Source organism: Pseudomonas sp. LB3P58, from assembly GCF_054897895.1.
In genome coordinates this window covers 3510014-3527799 of record NZ_JBUBVE010000001.1, presented here as the reverse complement: position 1 = coordinate 3527799, position 17786 = coordinate 3510014, and the positions used below count along the sequence as shown (strand labels likewise).

The window sequence follows — 17786 nt, the reverse complement described above, 5'->3', positions numbered from 1 at the left end:
ACGGTTACAACGACTGCTCAAGCATCGACAGGTAGTCCGCGGACGAAGCTTCGCGGGGGTTGGTCTTGTGGCTGTGATCGTGCAATGCGCCTTCGACGATGCCGGCAAACAGGCTTTCGTCGACGCCGATTTCGCTCAGGCGGGTCGGCAGGCCCAGGCGCCGGGTCATGTCTTCGATGGCCGTGCCGATATTGGCGCCTGCCTCAAGGCCCATGGCGTGCCGCAGGCGTTCGAGCTTGCGTTCGTCGCGAACGGTCGGGGCGTTGGCGTTGAAGTCCACGACCGCTGGCAGAAAGATGGCGTTCAAGGTGCCGTGGTGCAGCTTCGGATTGATGCCGCCCAAGGCGTGGGACAGGCTGTGCACGCAGCCCAATCCCTTCTGAAAAGCGAGTGCGCCTTGCATCGACGCGCTCATCATGTTCATCCGGGCTTCGCGATCACCGGGTTCGGCGGTAGCACGCTCGATGTGTTCCCAGGCACGCCACAGGCCATCAAGGGCGATGCCATCTGCCGCGGGGTTGAAGGCCGGCGCCATGAACGTCTCGATGCAATGAGCGATCGCGTCCATGCCGGTGGCGGCGGTCAGCATCGGTGGCAGGCCCAGGGTCAGTTCCGGGTCGCAGATGGCCACGCGAGGCACGACATAAGGTGAGATTACGCCCACCTTTCGACCATCGTCGAGGATCAGGATGGCGCCTCGGCCAACCTCGCTGCCGGTGCCCGCCGTGGTGGGAATGGCGATCAGCGGTGCGGTGGCAGACGTGATGCGATCCAGTCCGCCTTCGATCACCGCAAAGCTGTGCAGAGGACCGTCGTGCGTGGCGCAGACAGCGACGCCTTTGGCCAGATCGATGGAAGAACCACCGCCGACCGCGATGATGCCGTTGCACTCGTCGAGGTGGTATTGCGCGACGGCTTCACGTACGGCGTGTTCGTTGGGGTTGGACGGGGTGGCGTCGAAAATCGAAGGGGGAAGGCTGGCGCCGAGGGCCGCGATGACTTTGTCGACGATGCCGGCATTGCGCACGCCGATGTCGGTGACAATCAGCGGCCGGGTGATGCCCGCGCGCTCGGCTTCGGCTGCGAGATGCTGCAGGCTGTCGTAGCCGAACTGGATCTTGGTGACGTAATTGATGAGGGACATGATTCACCACAAGTTATACAGGATTGTTATTGTTGCAATCGGTCTGCGGCAGGAGGGCTTTCGCTCTCTGGTCAAACCCATTGCATTGCCTGGTTGTGGAGCGGACTATAGGGCCGTCGTGGCGAGCCTCGATACTGACAACTTTCGATACCTCTATTACTTTTAGTTAACCCTGATGACGCCCTCACTCAATTCGATCATGTCCCGCCTGCACATCAAGCAGCTGCGCTTGTTGATAGCCCTTGATGAACACGGCTCCTTGCTGGGCGCGGCCAAACAGGTCGCGCTGACCCAGCCCGGCGCCAGTAAAGCCCTGCAAGAAATTGAAACCACCTTCGGCACCTCGCTGTTCACCCGCACTAACCGCGGGCTTGAGCCGAACGATGCCGGACGCTCGGTTATTCGTTACGCACGCTTGATCCAGACCGACCTTGCCCATCTGCGCGAAGAGATCATCGGCATCATGAGCGGAGAGGGCGGACGTGTGTCCGTCGGCACCATCATGGGCGCCGTCCCGCTACTGACCACCGCGATCAGCCGGGTGATTGCCGACCACCCGAAGCTGTCCATCGAGATCGTCGAAGACACCAGCGCCGCACTGCTCAGCCAGCTTGACGCCGGGCGTCTCGACCTTGCGATCTGCCGTACGACCATCAGCACCACGCCCTACTTGTATGAGAGCTCGACCTTCGTCGAAGAAACCCTGGCGGTGATCGCCAGCACTCAGCATCCGTTCGCCTATGCCCGGCAGCTGTCGCTGAAGGACCTCGTGGATTACCGCTGGGTCGTCTATCGCGCCAACATGCCGATGCGTTTGCTGCTGGAGCGCGAGTTTCACGAGGCTGACCTGCGTTTCCCGGTGCACCTGCTGGAAACCACGTCGGCGTTTGCCACCCTGTCGTTACTTCAGGAAAACCCGACCCTCGTCGCGTTGGTGTCGACCGACGTGGCGAAGTTCTGCTCCGGCTACGGTTTCACCACCACGCTGCCGCTGCCCATTACCTCGCGCAGCGAACCTTATGAGCTGGTGTCGCGCAAAGGCGTGCCGGACTCGCCGGCGGCCAGGCTGTTACGAGAGGCGTTGTTGAACCCCGTTTGAGCTCGGGACCGGTTGAAACAGGCGCTTGCGATAGTGCCCGGCTTTGGAGGCGCGCATTCGTGCGTTTTAGGCAAATTTGATTTGCGGCAGGCGCGGTGTTTGAAGCGGACCCGCGCCGCGATACTTCGCCGGGATTTTGCCTGCCCAATAATTGGCCCACGGATGGCCGTTGCGAGGTTAGAACAATGAATGTGTCCAACCGACTTGCGCTCTTGATGACCACTGCCGCGCTGCTCTCTGCGTGTGGTGAGTCTTCCAAATTGCCGTCTCAGGCCAGCGTCGGTCCGTCCCCGCAATTGCCTGAACCCACCACCTCGTTGATCCCTACGTTAAAAGTGTCCAAAGCGATCGGCTGGGCGGGTAGTGACATGCCCAAGGCACCCGCCGGTTTCAAAGTGACCGCGCTGGCCGAAAACCTCGATCACCCGCGCTGGGTGTATACGCTGCCCAATGGCGATGTCCTGGTTGCCGAGAGCAACCACCCGCCGATGCCGGAAGGCGCGACTGACGGTGGCACCGGGCCGATCGCCTGGGCAAAACGCACCGTCATGGGTTTTGTGATGGGCCGTATCGGCGCTGATGCACCCAGCGCCAATCGCATTACCTTGTTGCGCGATGCCGACGGTGATGGCCACGCGGAAGTCCGGAAGGTATTCATGACGGGCCTCGCTTCGCCGTTTGGCATGGCGTTGGTGGGCAATGAATTGTTTATTGCCAATGCTGATGCACTGGTCAAGGTGCCGTACAACGCGGGTCAGACCGAGGTGAATGCGACGCCGGTGAAAGTGACCGACCTGCCCGCAGGCATCAATCACCACTGGACCAAGAATGTCATCGCCAACGCTGAGGGGACCAAGCTTTACGTCACGGTAGGTTCCAACAGCAATGTCGGCGAGAACGGCCTCGATGCGGAAGAAGGGCGCGCGGCGATTTGGGAAGTTGACGTCACAAGCGGCGACAAGCGCTTGTTCGCCAGCGGCCTGCGTAACCCCAACGGCTTGGCCTGGAAGCCGGGTTCGACGCAGTTGTGGACCGTGGTCAACGAGCGCGACGAAATCGGCAGCGACCTTGTGCCGGATTACCTGACGTCGGTGCAGGACGGTGCGTTCTACGGCTGGCCGTGGAGCTACTACGGCGATCATGTCGACACCCGTGTCGAGCCGCCGCGTCCGGACAAGGTGGCCAAGGCCATCGCGCCGGACTACGCGCTCGGTACCCACGTTGCACCGTTAGGCCTGACGTTCTCTGATGCCCGAGGCATGCCCGCTAATTTCGCCAATGGCGTGTTCGTCGGTGAGCACGGCTCTTGGAACCGTAACCCCCAGGCCGGTTACAAAGTGGTGTTCATTCCCTTCAGCGACGGCAAACCTTCGGGGCTGCCGGTGGACTTCCTGACTGACTTCCTCAACACCGACGGCGAAGCGCAAGGGCGTCCGGTGGGCGTCACGCTTGACCAGAGCGGAGCGTTGTTGGTGGCCGATGATGTCGGGAACAAGGTTTGGCGTATCGCGATGGCCAAACCCTAGAGATGGGGTAGGCCAGTTAGATGGATGCTGGATGAGCTACCGTCATCGTCGGAACGCCGCCCGGAGCAAGCTCGCTCCCACATTGGTTTTATGTTGTTCGCGAAATTTGTGGTCGACACCGGGCCCTGTGGGAGCGGGCTTGCTCGCGAAGGCGGTGGCACAGTCAAAAACACTGTCGCCTGACACACCGCTTTCGCGAGCAAGCCCGCTCCCACATTTTGTTTGGTGCCGTTCACAAGATTTGTGGCCGACACAGAACCCCTGTGGGAGCGAGCCTGCTCGCGATAGCGTCAGCCGGCACACCGCATAAACATGTTTAACGACGACTGTTTAAAGACACTCGGTGTTACGTCATAAGCGGCTACAACAGCTTGCGTCGTTACCTACGCGTACGCCAGAATCCGCCGGCTTGTGCGGCTGTGGGGCAGGCTATATCGTTTCCCGGTCACTGCAAAACAGTGATCGGGTTTGGTAGCCCGCTACGAAGTCGCATGGCAACACCTTATGCAGTCTCTTTTCGGGACTCTGCTTTTATGGTGGTCATGCGTGGGGCTCCATTGTGAGCGCCGGGTTTTCCCAACTTCGACCGGTCTACCAACCCACGTATGGCCGCCACCCTTCGTTTGGTAGCGAGGGTGATGGCTCCTCAATATTGCAAGTTGGAGCTTCATCTATGTTCAAAGTTACGCCCAACCCCCCTAATACTGGTCCGTTACCCTACGACGCCTTTCTTGATCTTGACCCCAGGAAAATGAAAGAGGCGGCCGACCGCGCACTCAGCTTCTACCTCGACCCCGGGGCGTCGAAAACGCAGATACCGCCCCGCAAACCCAGCACCATTTTCACCATCGACGCAGCGGTAGATGACGAAACGTTGCTCGTCGAGGCCTGTGAATCGTTGGCATCAGCCAGCGCCATGGTCAACGATCTCGCCGACGTAACGGACGGCCCGCGACGGCAAACGGTGCTGGTGCTGCAACGGGTGATCATGTTGGGTGAGTTAGCGGTCAATCGGGTTTTGGATAACCACAAGCCTGGGTAGTAGCCAGGCACTGTAGGAGCAAAGCTGGTTCGCGATGGCGTCAGGCCTGACACGCCGCGTCATCGTTCATCGCGGGCAAGCCTTGCTCCTACAGCACTCGCCTCACTCGTGACAATCCAGAACAAATGTATTGCCCATTCCTGTCTGTTTCCCCACAGACGGGCTGGGTACCTTGGGTCCACTGCAACCTCACAAGGACCCCCTTATGCTGAATCGATTGGTACTGCCGTTTGCCCTATTGTTCACCCTCAATGCCGCCCACGCCGCGGATGCCGAGAAATGGTATCCGTCAAAATACGGCGCCAACGATGAAATCGGCGCGCTGAATCTGCTCAACGCCGAGTCGGTGATCAACGCCTCGAAACTGATCAAGACCGGCAAAACCTACCCCTTGGCCGTGCCCATCGACAAAACGTTGCCGGCGTTCCGTCATCGCAGCTTTCACCTGACCAACATCCAGCCAGGCGAAGCCGGCGGCACCACGATGGGGCCGAATAAATTCACCTTCAACGATGAACTGGTGGTGGGCTGGACCGGCGTCGGCACCCAGCTCAACGGCATCGGCCACATCGGCATCGACAACGTCTATTACAACGGCAATCGCGCCGCCGATTTCGTGACCGTCGAAGGGGTGAAAAAGCTCGGCATCGAAAAGGTCCCGCCAATCGTCACCCGAGGCGTAGTGCTGGACATGACAGCGGTGTACGGCAGTGCCATCGTGCCGGAGAAAACCGAGTTCAGCGTTGCCGACATTCAGAAGGCGCTGGACCTGCAAGGCATCAGCATTCAGAAGGGCGATGTGGTGCTGTTCAACACCGGTTGGTTGGAGCTGCTGGGCAAGGACAACGAGAAATTTCTCGCCGTGGAACCGGGCATCGGCATGGCTGCAGCCAAATGGCTGGTGGACAAACAGATCGTCGCGTTCGGTGGTGACACCTGGGCTTCGGAAATCTACCCGGCGAAAGATGGCCAGGAGTTCCCGGTCAACCAATTCATGCTGGCCAAGAACGGCATCTACAACCTTGAGTTGATCGACAGCCGAGCGCTGGTGAAAGACAAGGCCTGGGAGTTCATGTTCGTGCTGGGGCAGCCGCTGTACAAGGGTTCGACCCAGGTCAACATCAACCCGGTCGCCATTCGCTAACAGGTCTGTAGGAGCATGGCTTGCCCGCGATGGCGTTCCTGAGATCGCCATCGCGGGCAAGCCATGCTCCTACGAAAAACAACGCTTCTTGAATCGAGAACACACGGACATGGTGCCATCCCTTTGCAGCATCGCTGCACGCTTGCGCCTCAAACAACTGCGGTTGCTGATCGCGCTGGATGATCGCGGTTCCTTGCACAAGGCCGCCGAGAAGATTTCAATTTCGCAGTCCGGCGCCACCAAAGCGCTGCATGAAGTCGAGTCGTTGCTCGGCATGCCGCTGTTCGAACGCCAGCCCAAAGGTCTGGTGGCCAACGAAGTGGGTCGTTGCATGATTCGTTATGCACGGCTGATCTACAGCGATGTCGAGCATCTTCGCGAAGAAATGCTCAGCATCATGCAAGGCCAGGGCGGGCGGCTCTCGGTGGGGGTGATCATGGGGGCGGTGCCGTTGCTGACCCGGGCCCTGACCGAGTTGCGCCTCAAGCAGCCGGAGCTGTCGGTGGAACTGGTGGAAAACACCAGCGCCGCGTTGCTTGGGTTGCTGGATCAGGGACGGCTGGATCTGGCGATTTGTCGCACCAGCGTCGGCCAGCGCTCGGACGCTTATGACTGCATCGAACTGAGTGAAGAACCCTTGGCGGTGGTCGCCAGCAAGGACCATCCACTGGCCAGTGCCGCGTCTTTGCAGCTGTCGCAGTTGAGCGACTACCGCTGGGTGGTCTATCCCAAAGACATGCCGATGCGTCAGACCCTGGAACGTGAGCTGAATGAGGCAGGGCTGGGGACTCCGCGTTATCCGCTGGAAACCTCGTCGATTTTCGCCACCATTTTGTTGGTGCAACAAGATCCGACCTTGTTGGCGGTGATCCCGGTCGAAGTGGCCAGGTTCTGCGAGCAATTCGACTTGCTGGTGAAGTTGCCGGTGTCGATGCGTGCGTTGATCGAGCCTTATGGCGTGATCAGCCGGGCCGGCGCCGACTTGTCCCCGGCGGCGACCCTGCTGATCAACGAACTGCAGCAGGGCCTGATTACTTGATCACGATCGGATTCACCGGTGCACCCGTGCCGCCAACGACCTTCAACGGCGCGGCGGTGTAGAGGAACTGCCACTGGCCGTCTTCGGCGCAATCACTGGCCAGGTCGTCGAGCATCGCCACTTCGGTGAAGGTCACGCCGAGGTTGCGCATCAAGGCATTATGCAGCGGGATCAGTACGCCCGAGGTGGGGTCGACCGCCACTTCGTTGGCCATGGTGTCGGTCACCAGGTTGGGGATTTCCATCTGGTGAAACCATTCCACCAGCTCGCGGCTGAAGGTCAGGCCTGGCTCGGCGAAATCCTTGTAGAACTCTTCCGGCTCGCGCTCATAGAACGAGCCGATCCAGCCGGTGCGGATGATCAGGATGTCGCGCTTCTGGATCTCGATGCCCTGGGCTGTCGCCGCGGCCAGCAGGTCCAGGTGATTGAACGTCTCGCCCTTGTCCAGCACCGCTTTGCCGCGATGGCGAGCCATGTCGATCAACACGGCGCGCCCGACAATCCCGCGTTCGGCAATCGGCAGGATGCTGGCCTTGTCCATGCTGCCGATGGTGCTCATGGCGTCGTAGCCATTCCACAGTTTGTTGTCGTGCCAGACGTGGCCCAACGCGTCGTATTGGGTCGAGCCTTGCAGGTGCATGAAGATCACGTCGTCGGCGTATTCCACATGGCCGTCGAAGTGGGTCTTGCCGGCCAGGAAATGGCCCTTGTCCAGCACGTTGACCCGCATCGATGGACGTCGGCCGGGCCACAGCGGTTCGCCTTTGGGGTGGCCGATCTGCACTTGCAGGGTGAAGGTCTTGCCTTGGCGGACCGAGGCGATACCCCGGAGGATTTCCGCGCTTTGCAGGTAATTCAGAGCGCCGACTTCATCGTCCGGGCCCCATTTTCCCCAGTTGGTGGGTAGGCCTTCGAGCAAGGCTTTGATGTCGGGAGAACGGTCGGCGGCGGTGTTATTGGGATTGTGGTCGCACATGAGGTTGTCCTTGGGTTGAACGGATGCCGATGGTGACCTTGCAGACCTCCACAATCCCTGTGGGAGCGAGCTTGCTCGCGATAGCGGCGAGACAGTCGACATTGATGTTGAATGATCAACCGCAATCGCGAGCAAGCTCGCTCCCACATGGACTGCGCTGCCCATCGGAGCTGTGTTGGGATTATTTGATCGGGGAGAAATCCGCGGCGATCAGCAGTTTCGATTCCATCTTTTCCAGCATCGGGAACGCCTTCGGCACGAAGCCTTCAAGCCAGTCCGGATCCTGATACAGCGCCGCCCGTTTCTTGATCCGGTCATCAAGGCTCTCGTAGGCCCAGATGTGGATGACCTGATTCAGCTCGCCGATTTCGGTGTACCACCAGCCCACCAGCGTGGTGTAGCGGGAGATCACCGGCAGGCCGGTTTCTTCGAAGTGCTTGAGGTAGGTCTGCATTTTTCCGATTTGAATCGTGTAGGTGCGCATTTCGTAAAACATGGGAGTCGTCTCTTAGGAATGAGTGCCGTGCCAGGCGTTGCTGATGATTCGTTCGATGTCGGCGGCGGTGGTCAGGCGTGGGTTGACCAGCACGTTGCCGCTGCGCATCGAGTCGCTGACCATTTGCGGCATGTAGTCCAGGTCCACGCCCAGGTCCTTGATGTTGTCGGGAATGCCGATGGCCTTGTTCAGCGCCACCACGTGCTCCACCACTTTGTGCCCGGCGCTGGCAACGCTCAGGCCATCGACGTTCTCGCCCATGGCCATGGCGATTTCACGAAACAGTTCCGGGCACGCCGCCAGGTTGTATTCGATGACGTAGGGCAGCAGCGTCGCGTTGGCGATGCCATGGGGAATGTTGAACACGCCGCCGAAGGTGTGGGAGATCGCGTGCACGTTGCCCAGTTTCGATTGAGCGAACGCGACGCCAGCGAGGAACGAACCCAGCAGCATCTGTTCCCGGGCGTGCAGGTCGGAGCCGCTGAAAAATGCTTTGGGCAGGTGGGTGCAAATCATCTTGATCGCTTGCAGTGCCAAGGCCTGGCTGACCGGGTTGGCCTGCTTCGACACGTAGGATTCGATGGCGTGGGTCAACGCGTCCATGCCCGTGGCAGCGGTGATCGACGGCGGCAGTTTGAGCGTCAGTTCGGCGTCGAGAATCGCCAGTTTCGGAAACAGCGCCGGGCTGATGATCACGGTCTTGAACAGGGTTTTGGTGTTGGTGAAAACCGTGGAGGCGGTGCATTCGCTGCCCGTGCCGGAGGTGGTCGGAATGGCGAAGATCGGCAGAGGCGGGTGCAGCAGTTTGTCGTAGCCTTCGTAGTCGAGGATGTTGCCGGGGTTGGTGGCCATGGCCGCCACACCCTTGGCGGTGTCGATGCTGCTGCCGCCCCCGACGCCGATCACCGAATCGCAGTCGTGGTTTTTCAGGAATGCCACGGCGCGTTCCAGCACGTCGGTGGTGGGGTTGGGTTCGACGCCGGAAAACACTTCGTAGTGAATGTCACTGTCGGCCAGCGAGGTGAAAAAGCTTTCCAACACACCCGACGCCATCAGCCCTTCGTCGGTGACCAACAGCAGTTTTTTTCGAACATGCGGCTTGAGCAGCGCACCGGCCTGGCGCACCAGGCCGGTGCCGCTTTTCAGGGTCGTGGGGAAATAAAACTGAAACGGGTTCATGTGTGTCTCCGGTTCTTATTGGTCTGGAGACAGTAATAAGCGTGGGAGGCGGCTGATAATGAAAAGGTCTGATCTGGGGATCACTGTTTGTCATCACTTGTCGGTGGGGGGCAAGTCGGTGAGGATGTGTCGGCTTCGAGATCCAGCCCCTCACCCCAACCCTCTCCCCACAGGGGAGAGGGGGAAAGGGAGCCGATCTGTGTCGCTTTCAAAGCCTGAGTTCGACTCGATATCTCAGGTCGCCGTATTCCGAGCAAACACCTCGGTCAGTTCCCTCTCCCCCCGGGAGAGGGCTAGGGTGAGGGCTGGTTCCAAAGCCTGGCGCAAAGTCCAGAATCTCCCTCAACTCACAACCAACAGGAGCACCATCATGGATTTGGCTATTTCGGGTCGCTGGGCCATCGTCTGCGCCGCCAGCAAGGGCTTGGGTCTGGCCTGTGCGCGAGCCTTGGCGAAGGAGGGCGTCAACCTGGTGATCAACGCCCGTGGCAACGAAACCTTGCAGGCCGCCGCCGACGAATTGCGCCAACTGGCACCGGGCATCGAAGTGCGCACAGTGGCCGGGGATATCAGCACACCTGCGGTGCGCGAGCAGGTGTTGGCGGCGTGTCCGCAGGTGGACATCCTGGTCAATAACGCTGGCGGTCCGCCGCCGGGTGACTTCCGTGACTGGCAGCGCGAAGACTGGTTGAAAGCGCTGGACGCCAACATGCTCACACCCATCGAACTGATCAAGGCCTGCGTCGATGGCATGGCCGAGCGCGGTTTCGGGCGCATCGTCAACATCACGTCTGGCGCGGTGAAGGCGCCGATCGATGTGCTGGGCCTGTCCAACGGCGCCCGCAGCGGGTTGACCGGTTTCATCGCCGGGCTCGCGCGCCAGTCGCGTCTGGCCGGGCACAACGTGACGATCAACAATCTGCTGCCAGGCCCATTCGAGACCGAGCGCTTGCACAAAACCCTGAGTGCCGCCGCCGAAGCCAACAGCACCACGGTCGAGAGCATCAGCGAGCAGCGGCGCAAGCACGTGCCGGCCCAGCGTTTCGGCCAGCCCGACGAGTTCGGCGCCTACTGCGCGTTCATCTGCAGCGCCCACGCCGGTTTCCTCACCGGGCAAAACCTGTTGCTGGACGGCGGCAGTTACCCCGGTACGTTCTGATCTTTTGGGGGGATGACATTCGGTGATCCCCCAATCAGATCCCCTCATTATTCAGCGATCGAGGGCGTGATTAGAGTGGGGCCGCTTGCATCCACAACAATAAAGAGCGCCCCTCATGAACATTCCGAGTGCCGAAACCTTGCGGCTGACCGCCGCGTCTGCAACCGAGCGCCCGACCAGCGTGCGCTGGCGGATCTTCCTCATCATGTTGCTGCTGACCGCGATCAACTACATCGACCGCGCCTCGCTGTCGGTGGCCTTGCCGCTGATTTCCAGTGAGTTCCAGATTCCGCCAGCGTTGGAAGGCTTGATGCTCAGCGCGTTTTTTTGGTCCTACGCGTTGATGCAGATTCCCGGCGGCATGCTGCTGGACCGTTTTCAGACTCGCCGTGTGATCGTCATCGCGACCGTCGCCTGGGGCGCCTTTCAAGCCCTGGCCGCGGGCGCGCACAACTGGATCACGCTGCTGATCACCCGCATGGGCCTGGGCATTGCCGAGTCGCCGATCATGCCGGCCGGGGCCAAGCTCAACGGCGCCTGGCTGACGCCTAACGAACGCGGGCGCGGCGCGGTACTGGTTGACGGTGGCGCACCGCTGGGCAGTGCCTTCGGTGCGATCATCATTGCCGGCCTGATCGGCTGGTTCGACTCCTGGCGTATCGCCTTCGTGATCGCCGGCATCGGCACCATGCTCGCCGGCGTGCTGGCCTGGAAATACATCCGCAACCATCCCAGCGAACACCCTGGAGTGAATGCTGCGGAACTGGCGCACATCACCGAAGGCAATATCAAAGTCAGCCAACCCGGCGCGGTCACCAGTATTCCTCTCAAGGAGCTGCTCAAGGATCGCTCGGTATTGGCCATGTTCGCCGGTTATTGCTGCATTCTCAGCGTGTTCTACGGACTGCTGACCTGGATGCCGAGCTACCTGCATCAGACCCATGGTCTGAACATTTCGAGCATGGGCGGGGCGACGTTCCTGATCTTCATGTGCGGTTTCGTCGGCGAGCTGGTCGGCGGTTATCTGGGGGATAAGTGGAAATCCAGCGGCGCCTCGCCGAATTTGGTGATGCGCAGCATGTTCAGCGGTTCGGCGCTGGTGGCGGCCCTGTGCATGCTGGCGGTGGCGTATGCGAGTGAGGCCAGCAAAGCGATCGGCTTGCTCTGCGTGGCGATGTTTTTCATTCGGTGGTGCGGCATGTACTGGTGCATTCCGTCGATCCTCGGCGGTACCTCGAAAACCGGCGTGCTGGCCGGCACCATGAACTTCTGCGGGAACATGGCCGGGGTGATCGTGCCGATCCTGATCGGGCTGATCGTGCAGTTCACCGGGTCGTACTTCCTGGTGCTGATCTTCTTCGTGGTCATGGCCGTGCTGCTGGCGATATTCTCCAGCCTGATCGATTATCGGGAACGAGGGCTGGCGTGAAAGGAGCGGAGGGCAGGTGAGCGTCGATATCGAGTGCGTGGTGGTCGGGGCCGGTGTGGTCGGGCTGGCGGTCGCCAGAGCCCTGGCCCGCAGCGGGCGGGAAGTGATCCTGGTCGAGGCGGGCGAGGGCATTGGCGTGGGCATCAGTTCGCGCAATTCGGAAGTGATCCACGCCGGCATTTACTACCCGAGCGGCAGCCTCAAGGCGCAATTGTGTGTGGAGGGCAAGCAACGCCTTTACGCTTTTTGCGATGAGCGCGGCGTCGATTACCAGCGCCTGGGCAAGCTGATCGTGGCCACGGATGACGGTCAGTGCACGGCCTTGCAGAAGTTGTTGGCGCAGGGTCGCAGCAACGGCGTCGATGACCTGCAATGGCTGGACGCCGAACAGGCGCGGGAACGTGAGCCGGCAGTGTCCTGCGTCGCTGCGCTCTGGTCGCCGTCTACCGGGATTGTCGATTCCCATGCCCTGATGCTGGCGCTTCAGGCGGATGCCGAGGCCAGCGGCACGTCGCTTGCCTTCCATACGCCGCTGGCGTCGGCCCGTTGGACCGAGCAAGGTTTCGAACTGCAGATGGGCGGCGCCCAACCCATGACCTTGAGCTGCCGTGAGTTGATCAATTGCGCCGGATTATCCGCGCCTGAGGTGGCGAGCCGGATTGAAGGCTTGCCGTCGCAGCACGTCCCCGAGGCACGATTGTGCAAGGGCAGCTATTTCAGTTTCAGCGGCCGGGCGCCGTTCCGGCATTTGGTGTATCCGGCACCGGAGAGCGCGGGGCTGGGCGTGCATATGACGCTGGATCTGGGCGGTCAGGCGCGCTTCGGGCCGGACGTCGAATGGATCGATCAGGTCGATTATCGTGTGGATCCACGCCGAGCCGATGGCTTCTACGAGGCGATCCGGCGCTACTGGCCGGCGTTGCCCGATAACAGCCTGCAACCGGCCTACAGCGGCATCCGCCCGAAAATCACCGGGCCGACCGAACCGGCGGCCGACTTCGTCATCAGTGGTCCGGCCGAGCATGGTGTGCCGGGGCTGGTGAACCTGTTCGGTATCGAATCGCCGGGCTTGACCAGTTGCCTGGCGCTGGCCGATCGGGTGACGACGATATTAGCCGCACCACGAAGTGACCGGTAATCAGCGTTTGCAATGCAGCTCGCCCTGAGGGCTATGCTTGGCAGTGCGCCCATCACAATGGGAGACCTGCGATGATTAACGTACGCACTGCCCGCATGCTTGCCGATTACAAACGCTGGGCCAATCAACGCCTCTTTGACAGCCTGGCCGCACTGCCACCGGGTGAGGTCAATAAAGAGCGCGTGTCGGTGTTCAAGAACATGATCGGCACCCTGAACCACATCTACGTGGTGGACTGCATCTGGCGGGCCCACCTCGAAGGCCGAGGGCACGGCTTTAAAACTTCACACGATCTGCTGCATCCCGACCTCGCCGAGTTGCGCCTGGCGCAAAAGGACATCGATCACTGGTACTGCGACTGGAGCGAACGGCAGACCGATGCCTCGCTGGATAAACCCGTCGAGTTCAGTTTTGTCTCGGGGGAAAGCGGCATCATGAGCGCCGGCGCGATACTGATGCATGTGGTCAATCACGCCAGTTATCACCGCGGCTGGGTGATCCAGATGTATTTCGAGATTCCAGTCATGCCGCCGGTCACTGACTTGCCGGTGTACCTGCGAGAGACCGACCCCGCGTCTTTCCAATCGATTAGTGCCCCGGCAGCGGCGCCGACATGTGTTGGGAGATTCGCGAGCGCAACCAACGTTCTGCCGGATCGTTATCGTTGACCCCGTTCCAGACCATGGACAGTTCGGACAGCACGATGTCAAACGGCGGGTCGTCGGCCCGCAGCTGGCTGCTGCCTTCGATCAGCGCGCACGCCGCGTAGTCCGGCACCGTGGCCAGCATATCGGTGCCGGCCAGCAAGGCGCGCAGGCCGGCGAATTGCGGCACCGCCAGCACCACCCGACGTGAGCGGCCGATGCGTGCGAGGTCGTTGTCGATGGCCCCGGTCAAATCCCCGGAAAACGATACCAGCGCGTGCGGACGTTCGCAGTATTCATCCAGGGTCAGGGGGCCGGGACGATTGTCGCCGCGCAGGATCTTCACGCTCAGGTCACGCAACTTCTTGCGCTTGGCGTTGGCCGGCAGTTCCGTGGTGTAGCTGATCCCGACGGAAATCTCCCCGGTGGAGAGCATCGACGACATCAGCAGGAAATTCACCCGACGCACCACCACCACGACGTTCTGCGCCTCTTCGCGAATTTGCTTGAGCAGCGGCGGAAACAGACCGAACTCGGCGTCGTCGGACAGGCCGATACGAAATACATCGCGGCTGGTGGACGGGTCGAAATCCTTGGCCCGGCTGACCGCGCCGGAGATGGTGTCCATCGCCGGCTGCAATTCCTTGAGAATCGCCAGGGCCCGCTGTGTCGGCTCCAGCACACGACCGTTACGCACCAGCAGCGGGTCGTCGAACAGGTCGCGCAACTTGGCCAGTGAGGCACTGACGGCGGGCTGGCCGAGAAACAGCTTCTCCCCGGCCCGGGTCAGGTTCTTTTCGAACATCAGGGTTTCGAAAATCACCAGCAGGTTCATGTCGACGCGGCGCAGGTCGTTGCGGTTCATCCGGGCTTCTCGCAGGAATTCGGGGTCTTTTCAGTAAAGCACGTGTGGCGAGGGGGATGCCGGATCGGTGGTCGGGCCCGGTTCCGTCAGCACTTTCCTGAACGTTTCCACCAGCGGTCGCAAATTGATCCGGTGCCACGCGGCCCACAGCGGCGTGGTGAAGGAAATCCACGGCACTTCCCGCAGCACCACGCCCGGCGGTGCGTTGCGGCTCAGGCCTTTCTGAATCATTGCGATGCCCAGCCCCGACGCCACCAATCCCAACGCGGTAAACGGTTCAGTGGCTTCCATACGAATGTCCGGGGTGAAACCGGCGCGGATGCAGGCGCTGACGAAGTCATCGCGGCTGGCGGCGTCCTGGCGGGGTTGCACGCCGATCCATTCCTGATCGGCGAGGTCTGCCGGGGTCAGTGTCGGGTTGTTCGCCAAAGGATGATGCTCGGGCAGGGCCAGCAGCATCGGATCGTCCAGCACCTGAAAGCCCAGCAGGTCCGGGTCGTCGGCGACGGGCGGTTCGCTGACCAGTGCGATATCCAGACTACGCTGACGCAGGCCTTCGAGTTGTTCGGCGGAATTCAGGTTGTACAGCGCGACGTGCACATTCGGCCGGTCGACCCGCAGCACCCGCAAGGCATTGGGCAGGACGCCGGCGTGCATGGCGTTTTCGATGTAGCCGATGCACAAGCCGCCTTCTTCGCCACGGCCGAGGCGCTTGCCCAGGGATTCCAGGCGATTGGCGTGGGTCAGCAGGGCACGGGTTTCAGCCAGAAAAGTCTGGCCATCGCGGGTCAGGCGAATGCGTTGCTGGCTGCGTTCAAACAGGGTCAGGCCCAGGCGTTCTTCGAGCTGGGCGATCTGCCGGCTCAGGGGCGATTGGGAAATGTGCAGGCGTTCGGCGGCGCGACCGACGTGTTCTTCTTCGGCGACGGCGACGAAGTAGCGCAATTGGCGGATGTCGATCATGTCAGACCTATAGGGACTCAAGTGCTGCGCATTATGTCTTGGACGGTCCGATCATCGCAATCTAGGATCTGCTCAACGGTCACCTCTGATGACCCCTGACACTCAAGAGGAAAAACCCATGAGCTTGAAAGACAAACTGCCTGGCACCCTCGGTTTCGGTACCGCCCCATTGGGCAACATGTTCCGCGCCATTCCTGAAGAAGAGGCGCTGGCCACCGTGCACGCTGCCTGGGATGCCGGCGTGCGTTACTTCGACACCGCACCGTTTTACGGTTCGGGCCTGTCGGAAATTCGTCTGGGCGCCGCGCTGGCCCAGTACAACCGTGACGACTATGTGCTGAGCAGCAAAGTCGGCCGGGTCATACTCGATGAAGTCGAAGACACTGCGGCCCGCGATTTGGGCGAGAAGAGCGGGGTGTTCGAACACGGTCGCCCGAACAAGATCGTCAACGACTACAGCGCCGACGCCACGATGCGCTCCATTGAAGACAGCCTCAAGCGCCTGCAAACCGATCGTCTGGACATCGTCTGGGTGCATGACATCGCCCAGGACTTCTACGGCGATCAATGGCTGGAATACTTCAACCAGGCCCGCACCGGCGCCTTCAAAGTGCTGACCCGCTTGCGCGAAGAAGGCGTGATCAAGGGCTGGGGCCTGGGCGTGAACAAGGTTGAACCGTGCGAACTGACCCTTGATCTGACCGAAGCCCAGCCGGACGGTTTTCTGCTGGCGGGTCGCTACACGCTGCTCGACCACGATCGTGCCTTGCAACGTCTGATGGACGCCGCGTTGGCGCAGAATGTCGAGATCGTGGTCGGTGGTCCTTACAGCTCGGGCATTCTGGCCGGTGGTGCACACTTCGAGTACCAGAAAGCCAGCCCGGCGATCATCAACAAAGTCGAGCAGATCAAACGCATCGCTGCTGCACATGGTGTCGACATCAAGGCGGCTGCGTTGCAGTTCTCCCTGGCTAACCCGGCCGTGGCGGCGGTGATTCCAGGTTCCAGCCGTCCGGACCGGATTGCTGAAGACGTTGCGGCGATGTCGGCCGTCATTCCCGCCGCTTTCTGGCAGGCGATGCGCGACGCGAAACTGGTGTCTGAACGTGCGCCATTGTCGATTATTGGAGGTTGAGCATGAAAATCGATCTGACTGGAAAACTCGCCATTGTCAGCGGTAGCACCGCCGGTATTGGCCTGGGCATCAGCAAGGCGCTGGCCGAATCCGGCGCCACGGTGGTGGTGATCGGCCGCGAGACGGCCAAGGTCGAACAGGCGCTGGCGAGCATTCGCCAGAGCGTGCCGGACGCGCAGTTGCGTGGCCTGACCGCAGACCTCGGCACGGCCGAAGGCGCCGAGTTGTTGTTTGCCGCCGAACCGCGGGCGGACATCCTGGTGAACAACCTCGGGATCTTCAACGACGTGGACTTTTTCGACACGCCAGACAGCGAGTGGACGCGGTTTTATGAGGTCAACGTGATCTCCGGCGTGCGCCTGTCACGGCATTACGTGCCAGACATGGTCAAGCAGGGCTGGGGCCGGGTGATCTTCCTGTCCTCGGAATCCGGGATCGCCATTCCGGCCGACATGCTCAACTACGGCGTGACCAAAAGCGCCAACCTGGCGGTGTCCCATGGTTTGGCCAAGCGTCTGGCGGGCACCGGGGTGACGGTTAATGCGATCCTGCCTGGCCCAACGTTGACCGATGGCCTGGAGCAGATGCTCAAAGACGCCACTGCCAAATCGGGGCGGAGCGTTCGGGAAGAAGCCGATGCCTTCGTGCGCAAGGCCCGGCCGACCTCCATTATCCAGCGCGTGGCAAATGTCGAGGAAGTCGCGAATCTGGTGGCCTACATCGCCTCGCCACTGTCGTCGGCCACCACCGGCGCGGCTTTGCGGGTCGACGGCGGCGTCGTCGACAGCATGGCGATTTGAACCTTATT

17 protein-coding genes are annotated in these 17786 nt (G+C 61.1%); 11 read left to right on the top strand and 6 right to left on the bottom strand.

The window, feature by feature from the left end:
- Positions 1–4: 4 nt before the first annotated feature.
- Positions 5–1144, bottom strand: a complete 1140-nt coding sequence (locus tag ACYZTZ_RS16340) for an iron-containing alcohol dehydrogenase (RefSeq protein ID WP_461998983.1) — start codon at positions 1142–1144, stop codon at positions 5–7.
- 175 nt (positions 1145–1319) lie between these two features.
- Between ACYZTZ_RS16340 and ACYZTZ_RS16335 the strand changes: the two genes are divergently transcribed.
- The 5 genes from ACYZTZ_RS16335 to ACYZTZ_RS16315 all read left to right on the top strand — a co-directional run bounded on the left by ACYZTZ_RS16335 (position 1320) and on the right by ACYZTZ_RS16315 (position 6994).
- Positions 1320–2243: a LysR family transcriptional regulator gene (locus tag ACYZTZ_RS16335; RefSeq protein WP_056741875.1), complete on the top strand. Its 924-nt coding sequence runs from the start codon at positions 1320–1322 to the stop codon at positions 2241–2243.
- 185 nt (positions 2244–2428) lie between these two features.
- Positions 2429–3769, top strand: coding sequence for a PQQ-dependent sugar dehydrogenase (locus ACYZTZ_RS16330; RefSeq protein WP_461998982.1), 1341 nt, complete (start codon positions 2429–2431; stop codon positions 3767–3769).
- Positions 3770–4442: 673 nt separating this feature from the next.
- On the top strand, positions 4443–4811 hold the full coding sequence (locus ACYZTZ_RS16325) for a DUF6124 family protein (RefSeq protein ID WP_461998981.1): 369 nt from the start codon (positions 4443–4445) through the stop codon (positions 4809–4811).
- A 205-nt stretch (positions 4812–5016) separates the two neighbouring features.
- Positions 5017–5955: a cyclase family protein gene (locus ACYZTZ_RS16320; RefSeq protein WP_461974247.1), complete on the top strand. Its 939-nt coding sequence runs from the start codon at positions 5017–5019 to the stop codon at positions 5953–5955.
- Positions 5956–6064: 109 nt separating this feature from the next.
- On the top strand, positions 6065–6994 hold the full coding sequence (locus tag ACYZTZ_RS16315; protein ID WP_461998980.1) for a LysR family transcriptional regulator: 930 nt from the start codon (positions 6065–6067) through the stop codon (positions 6992–6994).
- Here the strand turns inward: ACYZTZ_RS16315 and ACYZTZ_RS16310 are convergent.
- The 3 genes from ACYZTZ_RS16310 to ACYZTZ_RS16300 form a co-directional block, all read right to left on the bottom strand.
- Positions 6987–7970, bottom strand: a complete 984-nt coding sequence (locus tag ACYZTZ_RS16310; RefSeq protein ID WP_461998979.1) for a cyclase family protein — start codon at positions 7968–7970, stop codon at positions 6987–6989. The genes ACYZTZ_RS16315 and ACYZTZ_RS16310 overlap by 8 nt on opposite strands.
- 181 nt (positions 7971–8151) lie before the next feature.
- Positions 8152–8466 (bottom strand): NIPSNAP family protein, encoded by a 315-nt coding sequence (locus ACYZTZ_RS16305; protein ID WP_046055817.1) that lies wholly within the window; start codon positions 8464–8466, stop codon positions 8152–8154.
- Between the two features lie 12 nt (positions 8467–8478).
- The gene (locus tag ACYZTZ_RS16300) at positions 8479–9645 is read right to left on the bottom strand and encodes an iron-containing alcohol dehydrogenase (protein ID WP_461998978.1); all 1167 of its coding nucleotides are present in this window, start codon (positions 9643–9645) and stop codon (positions 8479–8481) included.
- 370 nt (positions 9646–10015) lie between these two features.
- Between ACYZTZ_RS16300 and ACYZTZ_RS16295 the strand changes: the two genes are divergently transcribed.
- The 4 genes from ACYZTZ_RS16295 (at position 10016) to ACYZTZ_RS16280 (ending at position 14039) form a co-directional block, all read left to right on the top strand.
- Positions 10016–10804 carry an SDR family oxidoreductase gene (locus ACYZTZ_RS16295; RefSeq protein ID WP_461998977.1) on the top strand — a complete coding sequence of 263 codons (789 nt, stop codon included), beginning with the start codon at positions 10016–10018 and terminating at the stop codon, positions 10802–10804.
- 115 nt (positions 10805–10919) lie between these two features.
- Positions 10920–12233: an MFS transporter gene (locus ACYZTZ_RS16290; protein WP_461998976.1), complete on the top strand. Its 1314-nt coding sequence runs from the start codon at positions 10920–10922 to the stop codon at positions 12231–12233.
- A gap of 16 nt (positions 12234–12249) precedes the next feature.
- The gene (locus tag ACYZTZ_RS16285; protein ID WP_461998975.1) at positions 12250–13371 is read left to right on the top strand and encodes an NAD(P)/FAD-dependent oxidoreductase; all 1122 of its coding nucleotides are present in this window, start codon (positions 12250–12252) and stop codon (positions 13369–13371) included.
- Positions 13372–13442: 71 nt separating this feature from the next.
- Positions 13443–14039 carry a DinB family protein gene (locus tag ACYZTZ_RS16280; RefSeq protein ID WP_461998974.1) on the top strand — a complete coding sequence of 199 codons (597 nt, stop codon included), beginning with the start codon at positions 13443–13445 and terminating at the stop codon, positions 14037–14039.
- Here the strand turns inward: ACYZTZ_RS16280 and ACYZTZ_RS16275 are convergent.
- A complete protein-coding gene (locus ACYZTZ_RS16275; RefSeq protein ID WP_461998973.1) occupies positions 13960–14880 on the bottom strand; it encodes a LysR substrate-binding domain-containing protein in 921 nt (306 codons plus the stop codon). The two genes, ACYZTZ_RS16280 and ACYZTZ_RS16275, sit on opposite strands and share 80 nt — an antisense overlap.
- Before the next feature lie 30 nt (positions 14881–14910).
- Positions 14911–15843: a LysR substrate-binding domain-containing protein gene (locus ACYZTZ_RS16270; RefSeq protein ID WP_461998972.1), complete on the bottom strand. Its 933-nt coding sequence runs from the start codon at positions 15841–15843 to the stop codon at positions 14911–14913.
- Between the two features lie 118 nt (positions 15844–15961).
- On the opposite strand from ACYZTZ_RS16270, the gene ACYZTZ_RS16265 reads away from it, so the two are divergent.
- Together ACYZTZ_RS16265 and ACYZTZ_RS16260 are read left to right on the top strand one after the other, a co-directional pair.
- Positions 15962–16978 (top strand): aldo/keto reductase, encoded by a 1017-nt coding sequence (locus tag ACYZTZ_RS16265; protein ID WP_461998971.1) that lies wholly within the window; start codon positions 15962–15964, stop codon positions 16976–16978.
- A 2-nt stretch (positions 16979–16980) separates the two neighbouring features.
- Positions 16981–17778 carry an SDR family NAD(P)-dependent oxidoreductase gene (locus ACYZTZ_RS16260; protein WP_461998970.1) on the top strand — a complete coding sequence of 266 codons (798 nt, stop codon included), beginning with the start codon at positions 16981–16983 and terminating at the stop codon, positions 17776–17778.
- Positions 17779–17786: the final 8 nt, after the last annotated feature.

Excerpts from the sequence above, each read along its gene's own strand:
- ACYZTZ_RS16340 (WP_461998983.1), bottom strand. The coding sequence starts at position 1,144 with ATGTCCCTCATCAATTACGTCACCAAGATCCAGTTCGGCTACGACAGC.
- ACYZTZ_RS16335 (WP_056741875.1), top strand. The coding sequence starts at position 1,320 with ATGACGCCCTCACTCAATTCGATCATGTCCCGCCTGCACATCAAGCAG.
- ACYZTZ_RS16330 (WP_461998982.1), top strand. The coding sequence starts at position 2,429 with ATGAATGTGTCCAACCGACTTGCGCTCTTGATGACCACTGCCGCGCTG.
- ACYZTZ_RS16325 (WP_461998981.1), top strand. The coding sequence starts at position 4,443 with ATGTTCAAAGTTACGCCCAACCCCCCTAATACTGGTCCGTTACCCTAC.
- ACYZTZ_RS16320 (WP_461974247.1), top strand. The coding sequence starts at position 5,017 with ATGCTGAATCGATTGGTACTGCCGTTTGCCCTATTGTTCACCCTCAAT.
- ACYZTZ_RS16315 (WP_461998980.1), top strand. The coding sequence starts at position 6,065 with ATGGTGCCATCCCTTTGCAGCATCGCTGCACGCTTGCGCCTCAAACAA.
- ACYZTZ_RS16310 (WP_461998979.1), bottom strand. The coding sequence starts at position 7,970 with ATGTGCGACCACAATCCCAATAACACCGCCGCCGACCGTTCTCCCGAC.
- ACYZTZ_RS16305 (WP_046055817.1), bottom strand. The coding sequence starts at position 8,466 with ATGTTTTACGAAATGCGCACCTACACGATTCAAATCGGAAAAATGCAG.
- ACYZTZ_RS16300 (WP_461998978.1), bottom strand. The coding sequence starts at position 9,645 with ATGAACCCGTTTCAGTTTTATTTCCCCACGACCCTGAAAAGCGGCACC.
- ACYZTZ_RS16295 (WP_461998977.1), top strand. The coding sequence starts at position 10,016 with ATGGATTTGGCTATTTCGGGTCGCTGGGCCATCGTCTGCGCCGCCAGC.
- ACYZTZ_RS16290 (WP_461998976.1), top strand. The coding sequence starts at position 10,920 with ATGAACATTCCGAGTGCCGAAACCTTGCGGCTGACCGCCGCGTCTGCA.
- ACYZTZ_RS16280 (WP_461998974.1), top strand. The coding sequence starts at position 13,443 with ATGATTAACGTACGCACTGCCCGCATGCTTGCCGATTACAAACGCTGG.
- ACYZTZ_RS16275 (WP_461998973.1), bottom strand. The coding sequence starts at position 14,880 with ATGAACCGCAACGACCTGCGCCGCGTCGACATGAACCTGCTGGTGATT.
- ACYZTZ_RS16270 (WP_461998972.1), bottom strand. The coding sequence starts at position 15,843 with ATGATCGACATCCGCCAATTGCGCTACTTCGTCGCCGTCGCCGAAGAA.
- ACYZTZ_RS16265 (WP_461998971.1), top strand. The coding sequence starts at position 15,962 with ATGAGCTTGAAAGACAAACTGCCTGGCACCCTCGGTTTCGGTACCGCC.
- ACYZTZ_RS16260 (WP_461998970.1), top strand. The coding sequence starts at position 16,981 with ATGAAAATCGATCTGACTGGAAAACTCGCCATTGTCAGCGGTAGCACC.